Raw genomic sequence first — 10,201 nt, 5'->3', positions numbered from 1 at the left:
GGTCCGCCTGGCTTTCCAGGCGGTCGGCCTCGGCCCGGCGGGCGGCCTCCTCGCGCTCGCGTTCCTCGCGCAGGATGTCCGCGACCTCGGGGTCCAGCTTGCGCCGGGCGGGGGGCGTGTCCGCATCCTGCGCGGGTTCGGGCGGCTGCACCGACCCGGGGACAGGGTCGGGCTCGGGACTGGGATCGGTCTCCTGCGCGGGCACCGGCTGCGGGTCCGGGTCCGTCCGGGCGGGCTGCTCGAACCAGGTATGGCCGCAGTCGGAACACTGTACGTCCCGGCCGCTGCCCGGGATGACATCGTCGTCAACTTCGTATTCTGCGCCACAGTTAGAACATGCCAGCCGCATCTGTCGGATCCTTTCCCCGCTTCGGGGGGTGTTGCTGCTCTTGCCGCGGAATCCTAGCCGCAGGCCGATGGCAGCGCAAAGGATTTGCGCGCGCCGCGCCTCTGGCGGTTTTCCCCCGTGGCCAATTGCATACAGGTGGCTTTTCCGCCAGAACACCCCCCAGCAGGGAGATACGGGCGTGATCGAGCTGGACAATGTCGCATACAGCTACGGCGGCGGAGAGTTGTTTTCCTCCGTTACCCTGTCGTTGCCGCCGGGGTCGTTCCATTTCCTGACCGGGCCGTCGGGGGCGGGCAAGACCACCCTGCTCAAGCTTTGCTACGGTGAATTGAAGTCCACGGCGGGACAGGTGCGCCTGTTCGGGCAGGACACGCGCGCGCTTGGTCGTGACGCGGTCTCCCAGCTGCGCCGCCGCGTGGGCGTGGTGCACCAGGACTGCCAGTTTCTGGATCATCTGCCCGTGGCCGAGAATATCGCCCTGCCGCTGACCGTCTCGGGCCGCGACGGATCGCCTGATGACCTCGAGGCGCTGCTGGGCTGGGTCGGGCTGCGCGGGCAGGCCGGGCGCCTGCCGCCCGAGCTGTCGGGCGGCGAACGCCAGCGCGCGGCCCTGGCCCGGGCGGTCATCATGTCGCCCGACGTGATCCTCGCGGATGAGCCCACCGGCAACGTCGACTGGGACATGTCTAAGCGCCTGATGACCCTGCTGGTCGAGCTCAACCGCCTGGGCAAGACCGTGCTGATCGCCACCCATGACCTGTCGCTGATCCGCGCGACCAAGATCCATGTCGCGGCGCGGGTTCTGCGGCTCAAGGACCGGCGTATACAGGCCGCGGGGGCGCACCTGTGATGGAGCGGCTGCGCCGCATGCTCGGGCTTCTGGCAGGTGACCCGCAGGCCGACCGGGTGGTGCCGCCCACCGGGTTTACCGCGCGCCTGACGGTGCTGTCGGCGGCGGCCATGGCCTTTCTTGCGGTCTTCGCGCTGGCCATGTCACTGGCCACGGGGCGGCTGGCCGACCGCTGGGCCGAGGAAATGGCGCGCACCTCGACCCTGCGCATCTCGGCCCCCGAGGACCAGATGCAGGCCCAGACCGAGGCGGCACTCGAGGTCCTGCGGACCACCCCCGGCGTGGCCGAGGCGCGGCCTCTGACGCCCGAGGAACAGCGCGCCCTGCTGGAACCCTGGTTCGGCCCCGACCTGCCTGTCGAGACCCTGCCGATCCCGAACCTGGTCGAGATTATCGAAGACGGCCAAGGCTATGACCCCACTGGCCTGCGCGCGCGGCTTCAGGCCGAGGTGCCCGGCGCGGTGCTGGACGATCATGGGCGCTGGCGCGACCCGCTGGTGCGGGCGGCGGGGCGGCTGCGGCTGCTGGCCTGGGTGTCGATGGGGCTGATCGCGCTGACCGTGGCGGCGATGATCACCCTGGCCGCCAATGCGGCGCTGGCGGCCAATGCGCAGGTGATCCGGGTGTTGCGGCTGGTGGGTGCGCGGGATGTCTATATCGCGCGGGCCTTCGTGCGCCGCTTTACCCTGCGCGCGCTGAACGGCGCCGGACTGGGCACGCTTTTGGGGGCGCTGGCGGTGCTGGCGTTGCCCTCGACGGATGTGGCGGGCGGGTTCCTCACCGGGCTGGGGTTCCAGGGCTGGCACTGGCTGCTGCCGGTGGCCATTCCGCTGCTGGCGGCGCTGGTCGCCTTCTTCGCAACTCGGCAGGCGGCCCTGCGCAGCCTAATGGGGCAGTCGTGATGCAGATCGTCCAATGGCTCCGTTCGCTTGTCTTCGTGGGGGTCATCTACGCCGCGATGATCCCCTATGGCCTGATCTACCTTCCCGCGGCGCTGCGCAGCCGCGAGGGGGCCATCGCCGCCTGTCACGCCTGGTGCCGTTTCGTGAAATGGGCCGCCCCCTGGATGGTCGGCATCCGCACCGAGGTGCGCGGCACACCCCCGACCGGGGAATGCCTGATCGCCGCCAAGCACCAGAGCTTCCTCGACATCATCCTGATCTACTCCAGCGTCCCGCGCGGCAAGTTCATCATGAAGACCGAGCTTACGAAGGCGCCGATCCTGGGCTGGTACGCCCTGCGCATCGGCAGCGTGCCGGTGGATCGCGGCAAGCGCGCGCAGGCCGTGCAACGCATGGTGGTCGACGTGGCGGCGGGCCGGGCCGAGCCCGGCCAGCTGATCATCTATCCGCAGGGCACGCGCATCGCGCCGGGGGTCAAGGCGCCCTACAAGGTCGGGTCCTCGGTACTCTATACCGAGTCGGGTCAGCCCTGCGTGCCGGTGGCCTGCAACGTGGGCCTGTTCTGGCCCCGCAAGGGGATCATGCGCCGGCCCGGCACCGCGATCGTGGAGTTCCTCGATCCGATCCCCCCGGGGCTGAAAGGGCCAGAGTTCATGGCGCAACTGGAACAGCGCGTCGAGCAGCGCTCTGATGCCCTGATGGCCGAGGCCGGATTCAAGGAAATCGAGACATGACACCGATCGAGACGCTCGCGCAACTCGAAGCTCTCTACGGCGCCCCCTCGCCCCGGTCGCTGGCCAAGGTCGTCACCCGCCTGACGCCGGCCTATCGCGCCTGGATCGGGGCCAGCCGCTTTGCCATCCTGTCCACGGTCGGCCCTGAGGGCACCGATGCCACGCCGCGCGGCGATGACGGCCCGGTGGTGCAGATCGCCGACGACCACACGCTGTTGCTGCCCGACTGGACGGGGAACAACCGGCTGGACAACCTGCGTAACATCGTCCGGGATCCGCGCGTCAGCCTGATGTTTCTCGTGCCGGGCTCTGACAGCGTGGTGCGGGTGAACGGGCACGCACTGGTGACCGCCGATGCAGGATACACGGCCCGGTTCGAACAGAAGGGCCGCCATCCGAAGACCGTGACGGTCGTGACCCTGCAAGAGGCCTATTTCCAGTGCGCAAAGGCGCTGATGCGGGCCGGGTTGTGGTCGCGCGACGATACGGCGGGGCTGCCCACGGCGGGGGATTTCCTGCAAGAGGCCGATCCGGGTTTCGACGGGGCCGATCATGACCAGAGCTACCCGGACCAGGCCAAGGAGAGCCTTTGGTAGGTCAGCCGTTGAGGTCTTCGAGCAACCGGCTGTGGCGGCCGGTTTCCTGAACCAGCTGGCCGAAGGTCGTGATCCCCTTGCCTTCCAGCAGCGGCAGCAGCCTGACCAGCGCCTCGGCGGTGGCGCGGGCGTCGCCTAGGGCGGTGTGGCGGGTTTCGGGCGGGATCGTCACGGCCAGCCGCGCGCAGAGCGCGTCCAGCGAATGATCCTCGTTGGTGCCGAAGACCACCGCCGAAAGCAGGACCGTGTCCACCACCGGATGTGTCCATTCGACGTCCATCTCGGGGCCGAACCGGCGCAGCAGGCCGATATCGAAGGGTGCATTATGCGCCACCAGAACCGACCCGCGGGCGAAATGGTGCAGGGCGCGGCCCGCCTCACCGATGCCGGGGGCCCCCGTCACCTGGGCATCTGACACACGGTGAATCCGGGTCGAGGCCGGCGGGATCGGCCGGCCCGGGTCGACGAAAGTGTCGATCATCTCGCCCTCGACGATGCGGCCGCCCAGCACGCGCACGGCACCGATCTGCACGATGGCGTCCGTCTCGACCGACAGGCCCGTGGTTTCCGTGTCGAAGGGCACGAAACTGAGGTCGGCAAGCGCGGTCTGAGTGATCTCGCAGGTCTCGGAGGTGGTCATCAGGTCGAAATCGAAAACCAGCGGGCGCGGGGCCGGGCGCGGGCCGTCGTGCGGCACCTCCTCGATCAGGATCAGGTGGCCGTCCGTTCCCAGGGCCTTGATCCGTGCGTCATAGGCGCGGCCATGGGCGGTGTCCTGCAGCTCGAAACCGACCTCGGGCCTGTCATCCGACAGTTGCGCCATGGCGGCTTGCAGGCTGGCCGGGTCGAAATAGTCGGTCAGCTGGGCCTTGAGCCGTGGCGGCCCGATCTGCGACAGGATGCCGGCGGCCTGGCCGTCATAAAGCACGATCTCCTGCGCGGGGTTCAGAAGGATCGTGGCGATCGGCATCTCGGTCAGCATGGCCGTCAGGCGCTCGCTTTGGGCGCGCAGGCGCTGGGTTTCATGCGCCACCTGCGCTGCCGAGTCCATCACCGATGAGCCATAGGTCCGGCTGAGCGCCTGCGCCGCCGGGGCCAGGTCGCCGAGATAGCGTGCCGCGTCGGCGTCCACCTCGCTGTCGACACCGGAATGGGCCCGCAGGCGCAGATCGGCCGACAGCCTGTTGATGGGCTTGGCAACATGTTCGTCGAACAGCAGCCACACGCCCAGCGCCAGCCCGGTGTTGACGAAGGCAAAGGTGATGAAGGCGGTGACGAAGGGCGTGGTGGGCAGGGCGTCGTCGGCCCGAGACCAGCTAAGCCAGAGCGCGCCCGCCGCCAGCGCCGCCCCGCCTGCCGCCAGGAGGCAGAAAAACAGGAAGATGCGGATGCGCAGGCCAAGGCGGGTCAGCATGTCAGGTCTCGCAGACGCGGCTCAGGATCGGGTCGCGCTCGGGCAGGGCCTCCCAGTCGGCATCGGCGACACTGCCATTGGCGGCGAAGGTCGCGCCGTCGATAAGCAGGGCCGAGCGCCCGGCCGCGCAATCGAAGAGCATCGGCGCCTTGCTGACGGGTGACCAGCGGCCGAAGAAATAGAGATCGGCCATGCGCTGCCCGGGCAGGTCGGGATTGCGGCGCAGCGTGCTGGTATCCACGGCTGCGAAGCGCTTGGTATAGGGCCACAGCTGCGTCCAGGGCCGCAGCCAGCTCTGTTCCTCGACCCTGGTGGCGATGACAACGCCCTCGGGCAGGCGATCCGCGGTGCGGTCGAACCAAGTGTATTCGTTCGAGACGGTCATCGCGATCATACTGGCCCCGGCGGCCACGGGCGTCAGCCAGCGCGGCAGGCGGCGGCCTGTCAGACGGTTCACGATCATGACGATCCCGGCACAGGCGATCCCCGCGAAGACGGTGGCGATGAGTTCAAGGAACATGGCTTATCCTATGGCGCCCTTGCCCGAGCCTACGGCGGATTGCAGCGTCTTGACCACCACGAAGGCATCACGCAGGTGGCTGCGCTCGAAATCCGACAGCGCCGCGGGATCGAGGAAATTGTCCGGGGCCTGGCCCGCCTTGACCTGCCCAGCCTGGTGCTCCAGCCGCATCGTGGCGATAAGGTCGTAGGCATCTAGAAGGTCGGCCCCGCCGGATTTCGACAGCACGCCGCCCTGCATCGCGGCTTCGAGCCGGGCGCGGGTGTTCACCGGGCGCAACTGGCCCTGAAGCGTGTAGATGCGGCCCAGGTCCACCACGGGCACGACACCGTTCATCTTGAGATCAAGCTGGTTGCGATGCTCGCCCGAGCGGATCGTCGCCAGCCCGCGCAGCAGGCCGAGCGGTGGCTGATGCTTGAGCGAGTTCGAGATCATGTGCGCGGTGAAGATCGAGTTTCGGGCCGCCGCTTCGAGGGTTTCGAGCTGCAGCCCGGCAAAGAGGCTCTCGTCGCCGCCGATGGGGCGCAGGTCGAACATGACCGAGGCCAGCATTTGCGCCTGCGCATCGGGCTTGTCGATCCAGCCCCGGAAATACGCGCGCCAGACCTTTAGCGGCTGACACCAGCGCGGATTTGTGGCCATCATGTCGCCGGGGCAGTGGTAGTAACCGCAACGGTCCAGCCCATCGCTGACGAACCGCGCGAGATCGGCGAAATAGGGCATGTCGGCCTGCGTCACGTCATCGGACAGGATCAGGCAGTTGTCCTGATCGGACACGCCGGTCTGTTCCTGGCGGCCCTGGCTGCCGCAGGCCAGCCACAGATAAGGCACGGGCGCGGGGCCCAGCTTGTCCTCGGCCAGTTTCAGAAGGCGGCGCGTGGCGGTGTCGGCGATGTCGGTGATCAGGCGGGTGACGACCTCGTGGCGGTTGCCGGTCTCGACCAGTTGCAGCAGCAGTTGCGGAATACGGGCCGTGGCGCGGGCCATCTCGGCGGCATCGGCGGCGCCGGCCACGCTGCCCACGATATCGGCCGAGGACATGGCCTGTGCGCGGGTCAGATCCGTCTGGGTGACGATGCCCAGCAACCGGTCGCCTTCGACGATGGGCACATGGCCGATGCCGCGTTCCACCATGAGGTGCAGCACGTCGCTGACCAGGGCCTTGGGCCCAAGCGTCAGCGGCGCCCCGGTCATGATCTCCGAGATCGGTGCGGCAGGATCGTCCCCGCCCGCGACGACCTTGCCGCTGATGTCGCGCAGGGTGAGAATGCCCAGAAAGCGCCCGTCCTGACCGATGCAGACAGACGAAATGCCGCGTTCGTGCATCCGGGCGGCGGCCTTTCGGATGGATGTGTCTGGGGTGCAGCTCACTGGGTCGCGGGTCATCAGCCGTTCGACCGGCAGGGTCGCCACGCCCTTGTCGCGGCCCCGCTCCGGGCCGCGCCGGTCGAAGAAGCGCGCGACGGGGGCATGGGTGTCGATCAGTTCGAAAAAGGTGTCGGCGGCAATCGCGATCAGGCGCGCCGGGGCCTGAACCGTCGCCGTGCGGCTGGCCGCATCGCCGCGCAGCAGGGCGCGTTCGCCGAAGGAATTGCGCGGCCCGAGGATGGACAGCTGAACGCCGGTCTCGTCGGTGATCTCGACCTCGCCCTGAGCGATCACGTAGAGGTGGCGCACCGTGTCACCGACCTCGAAGACCGTGTCGCCAGCGGCGAAATCCAGCGCCCGGGCCCGCCCGGCCAGGTCGGCCAGCGCCGCATCGGGCAGGCTGTCGTAGGGATGCACCGAGGCGAGAAACTGGGTCAGGTCGGGGGGCAGCGGCATGGGGCTGGGCCTTGCAAGAGGATGTCCTGCCCGCAATGGCGCGGGCAGGACGGGGTTTTGCGGCAGGGCGCCCGCGGCTAGTGCCCGTCGACGGCGGCCGCGGCCCCGCGCGGAACGCGGACGCTCTCGACCAGGTCCTTGATTTCCTGCGGGGGTTCCTTGGTCCTGCTGCTGACCACATAGGCCACCGCGAAGTTGACCATGGCGCCGACCGCCCCGAAGGAGGTCGACTTGACCGGTCCCAGCAGCGGGTCCGCATCGGTGAACACGTTGGTGTCCGGGATGAAGAACCAGCCCTTGTGCAGGAAGATGTAGACCAGCGTCACCACCAGGCCCGACAGCATCCCGGCGACCGCCCCGACGTTGTTGATGCGGCCGAAGAAGATCCCCATCATCAGCGCCGGGAAGATCGAGGCTGCCGCCAGTCCGAAGGCCAGCGCCACCGTCTGCGCCGCGAAGCCCGGCGGATTGAGGCCCAGCAGGACCGCCACCACGATCGCCGCGGCCATCGATATGCGCGCCGCCAGAAGCTCGTTCTTCTCCGACATGTTCGGCGTCAGCTGCCCCTTGAGCAGGTCGTGACTGACGGCCGAGGAAATGGCCAGCAGAAGCCCCGCCGCGGTGGACAGCGCCGCCGCCAGACCGCCCGCGGCGACCAGGCCGATGACCCAGCCGGGCAGGTTGGCGATCTCGGGATTGGCCAGCACCAGGATGTCACGGTTGAAGTTGGTCAGCTCGTTGCCTTCCCAACCGTTGGCTTCGGCCTTGGCTTGCAGATCGGCATTGGCGTCGTTGTAGTACTGGATGCGCCCGTCGCCGTTCTTGTCTTCCCAGCCCAGCAGGCCGGTCTTTTCCCAGGTTGCCATCCAGGCATACTCGGGATCAGTCTCGATCGCCTCGACGCTGACCGCCTGCGCATCCGTGCCATTGGGCCACATCAACTCCGAGATGTTCAGGCGCGCCATGGCCCCCACGGCCGGGGCCGTCAGGTAGAGCAGCGCGATGAACACCAGCGTCCAGCCCGCAGACCAGCGCGCGTCGGACACGCGCGGCACGGTGAAAAAGCGCATGATGACGTGGGGCAGACCTGCGGTGCCGATCATCAGCGACAGGGTGAAAAGCACCATGTTGATGGTCGAGCCATGCGCGGCGGTGTATTCGCGAAAGCCCAGGTCGGTGACGATCTGGTCCAGCTTGGCCAGAAGCGGTGTGCCCGAGGCGGTATGCTCGCCGAACAGGCCCAGCGCCGGGATCGGGTTGCCGGTCAGCTGCAGCGAGATGAAGATCGCCGGGATCGTGTAGGCCATGATCAGCACGCAGTACTGTGCCACCTGCGTGTAGGTCACGCCCTTCATGCCGCCGAAGACGGCATAGGCGAAGACCACGCAGGCCCCGATCATCAGGCCCCAGAAGGCGTCGATTTCGAGGAAACGGCCGAAGGCCACCCCGACCCCTTGCATCTGCCCGATCACGTAGGTGATCGAGGCCACGAGCAGGCAGACCACCGCCACCATGCGCGCGGTCCGCGAATAGAAGCGGTCGCCGATGAATTCGGACACGGTGAACTTGCCGAACTTGCGCAGGTAGGGCGCCAGCAGCAGCGCCAGCAGCACATAGCCACCGGTCCAGCCCATCAGGAACGAGCTGTTGTCATAGCCGGTGAAAGCGATCAGGCCGGCCATCGAGATGAAGCTGGCCGCCGACATCCAGTCGGCCGCCGTGGCCATGCCGTTGGTAACCGGGTGAACGCCGCGCCCGGCGGCATAGAATTCCGAGGTCGACCCTGCCCGGGCCCAGACCGCGATGCCGATATAGAGCGCGAAACTCGCGCCAACGAACAGCAGGTTGAGTGTAAACTGATCCATTGGTCCTATTCCTCTTCGACGCCGTGTTCACGGTCGAGCTTGTTCATCCGCCAGGCGTAGAAGAAGATCAGCGCCAGAAAGACCAGGATCGATCCCTGTTGCGCGAACCAGAAGCCCAGATCGGCCCCGCCCACGGAAATGCCGGCCAGCATCGGGCGCAGGACGATCCCGAACCCGAAAGAGACCAACGCCCATATGACGAGGCTGGTCAGGATGATACGCACATTTGTTTTCCAATAGGCATTGGTGTCGTTGTCTCGGGACATGGGTTCCCCCTCCTTTTTCTTTCCCACCGGCCCCGCGGGCCCGGTCTCGGCGTGGCTCAGGCCTTGGCTCGGGTCACGACCGCGCTCAGTTCGGCGGCGATCTCCTCGATCGCCCCCATGGCATCGACGCGGGCCAGCGCGCCGGCCGCGTCATAGTAGGTGATCAGCGGCGCCGTCTGCGCATGGTAAGCCTGCAGACGTTGCGCCACGGTGTCGGCATTGTCGTCGGCGCGCCGTTTCATGTCGGTCGATCCGCATTTGTCACAGGTGCCCGGTGTCGTGGTCGGCTTGAAGCTGTCGTGATAGCCCTCGCCGCAGGTCCCGCAGGTGAAGCGCCCGGCGACGCGTTCGACCATGGCAGCATCCTCGACCTCGAGGCTGATCGCCGCGTTGATCCGCTGGCCGGTGTCGGCCAGCAGCGCGTCCAGCGCCTCGGCTTGCACCTTGGTGCGCGGGAAACCATCCAGAATGACCCCCGTCGCGCAATCAGGCTCGGCCAGACGGTCGCGCAGGATGGCGATGACGATGTCGTCGCTGACCAGGTCGCCGGCCTCCATCACGGCCTTGGCGCGCTGGCCCGCCTCGGTGCCTGCGGCCACCGCGGCACGCAGCAGGTCGCCGGTGGAGAGCTGCACAAGGCCGTGGCTCTCTTGCAGCATCCGGGCCTGGGTGCCCTTGCCGGCACCCGGGGGGCCGAGCAGGATCAGAACGGGTGCGGCGGGGGTCATGTCGGTCCCGTCCATCATGCGCTCCCCCGGTTCATTCTGTTTTCGATGAGGTTATCGACGACGGAGGGGTCTGCGAGTGTTGATGTATCTCCGAGGGCGTCGTAGTCGTTTTCGGCGATCTTGCGCAGGATGCGGCGCATGATCTTGCCGGAG

General features: G+C 67.7%; 11 protein-coding genes. 4 read left to right on the top strand and 7 right to left on the bottom strand.

Features of this window, described 5'->3' with window-relative positions; genetic code table 11:
* Positions 1-349, bottom strand: a 349-nt coding sequence (locus ACH107_RS26355) for a zinc-ribbon domain-containing protein (protein ID WP_412508600.1), incomplete at its 3' end; no start/stop codon positions are given.
* 178 nt (positions 350-527) lie between these two features.
* On the opposite strand from ACH107_RS26355, the gene ACH107_RS26350 reads away from it, so the two are divergent.
* From ACH107_RS26350 to ACH107_RS26335, 4 genes are read left to right on the top strand one after another with little or no spacing between them, the layout of a single operon-like run.
* Positions 528-1,199, top strand: a complete 672-nt coding sequence (locus ACH107_RS26350; RefSeq protein ID WP_412508599.1) for a cell division ATP-binding protein FtsE — start codon at positions 528-530, stop codon at positions 1,197-1,199.
* Complete coding sequence (locus ACH107_RS26345; RefSeq protein ID WP_310691496.1) at positions 1,199-2,101, top strand: cell division protein FtsX; 903 nt, start codon at positions 1,199-1,201, stop codon at positions 2,099-2,101. The genes ACH107_RS26350 and ACH107_RS26345 overlap by 1 nt, the downstream gene beginning before the upstream one ends.
* Positions 2,101-2,835, top strand: a complete 735-nt coding sequence (locus ACH107_RS26340) for a lysophospholipid acyltransferase family protein (RefSeq protein WP_412508603.1) — start codon at positions 2,101-2,103, stop codon at positions 2,833-2,835. The genes ACH107_RS26345 and ACH107_RS26340 overlap by 1 nt, the downstream gene beginning before the upstream one ends.
* A complete protein-coding gene (locus tag ACH107_RS26335) occupies positions 2,832-3,431 on the top strand; it encodes a pyridoxamine 5'-phosphate oxidase family protein (protein WP_310691498.1) in 600 nt (199 codons plus the stop codon). The genes ACH107_RS26340 and ACH107_RS26335 overlap by 4 nt, the downstream gene beginning before the upstream one ends.
* A 1-nt stretch (position 3,432) precedes the next feature.
* Here ACH107_RS26335 and ACH107_RS26330 read toward each other — a convergent pair whose 3' ends face one another.
* The 6 genes from ACH107_RS26330 to ACH107_RS26305 all read right to left on the bottom strand — a co-directional run bounded on the left by ACH107_RS26330 (position 3,433) and on the right by ACH107_RS26305 (position 10,063).
* Positions 3,433-4,845, bottom strand: coding sequence for a PolC-type DNA polymerase III (locus ACH107_RS26330; protein WP_412508598.1), 1,413 nt, complete (start codon positions 4,843-4,845; stop codon positions 3,433-3,435).
* 1 nt (position 4,846) lies between these two features.
* The gene (locus ACH107_RS26325) at positions 4,847-5,365 is read right to left on the bottom strand and encodes a hypothetical protein (RefSeq protein WP_310691500.1); all 519 of its coding nucleotides are present in this window, start codon (positions 5,363-5,365) and stop codon (positions 4,847-4,849) included.
* Between the two features lie 3 nt (positions 5,366-5,368).
* The gene (locus ACH107_RS26320; protein ID WP_412508596.1) at positions 5,369-7,189 is read right to left on the bottom strand and encodes a DUF294 nucleotidyltransferase-like domain-containing protein; all 1,821 of its coding nucleotides are present in this window, start codon (positions 7,187-7,189) and stop codon (positions 5,369-5,371) included.
* 77 nt (positions 7,190-7,266) lie between these two features.
* Positions 7,267-9,054, bottom strand: a complete 1,788-nt coding sequence (locus ACH107_RS26315; RefSeq protein WP_412508595.1) for a sodium:solute symporter family protein — start codon at positions 9,052-9,054, stop codon at positions 7,267-7,269.
* Positions 9,055-9,059: 5 nt separating this feature from the next.
* On the bottom strand, positions 9,060-9,320 hold the full coding sequence (locus tag ACH107_RS26310; protein WP_310691503.1) for a DUF4212 domain-containing protein: 261 nt from the start codon (positions 9,318-9,320) through the stop codon (positions 9,060-9,062).
* A gap of 56 nt (positions 9,321-9,376) precedes the next feature.
* Positions 9,377-10,063: an adenylate kinase gene (locus ACH107_RS26305; protein ID WP_412508602.1), complete on the bottom strand. Its 687-nt coding sequence runs from the start codon at positions 10,061-10,063 to the stop codon at positions 9,377-9,379.
* Positions 10,064-10,201 lie beyond the last annotated feature (138 nt).

The sequence above is a fragment of the Roseovarius halophilus (ex Wu et al. 2025) genome (assembly GCF_047086965.1).
The sequence above is the reverse complement of the archived record's forward strand: the minus strand, read 5'-3'. Positions and strand labels throughout refer to the sequence as shown.

Excerpts from the sequence above, each read along its gene's own strand:
- ACH107_RS26345 (WP_310691496.1), top strand. The coding sequence starts at position 1,199 with ATGGAGCGGCTGCGCCGCATGCTCGGGCTTCTGGCAGGTGACCCGCAG.
- ACH107_RS26340 (WP_412508603.1), top strand. The coding sequence starts at position 2,101 with ATGCAGATCGTCCAATGGCTCCGTTCGCTTGTCTTCGTGGGGGTCATC.
- ACH107_RS26335 (WP_310691498.1), top strand. The coding sequence starts at position 2,832 with ATGACACCGATCGAGACGCTCGCGCAACTCGAAGCTCTCTACGGCGCC.
- ACH107_RS26330 (WP_412508598.1), bottom strand. The coding sequence starts at position 4,845 with ATGCTGACCCGCCTTGGCCTGCGCATCCGCATCTTCCTGTTTTTCTGC.
- ACH107_RS26325 (WP_310691500.1), bottom strand. The coding sequence starts at position 5,365 with ATGTTCCTTGAACTCATCGCCACCGTCTTCGCGGGGATCGCCTGTGCC.
- ACH107_RS26320 (WP_412508596.1), bottom strand. The coding sequence starts at position 7,189 with ATGCCGCTGCCCCCCGACCTGACCCAGTTTCTCGCCTCGGTGCATCCC.
- ACH107_RS26315 (WP_412508595.1), bottom strand. The coding sequence starts at position 9,054 with ATGGATCAGTTTACACTCAACCTGCTGTTCGTTGGCGCGAGTTTCGCG.
- ACH107_RS26310 (WP_310691503.1), bottom strand. The coding sequence starts at position 9,320 with ATGTCCCGAGACAACGACACCAATGCCTATTGGAAAACAAATGTGCGT.
- ACH107_RS26305 (WP_412508602.1), bottom strand. The coding sequence starts at position 10,063 with ATGGACGGGACCGACATGACCCCCGCCGCACCCGTTCTGATCCTGCTC.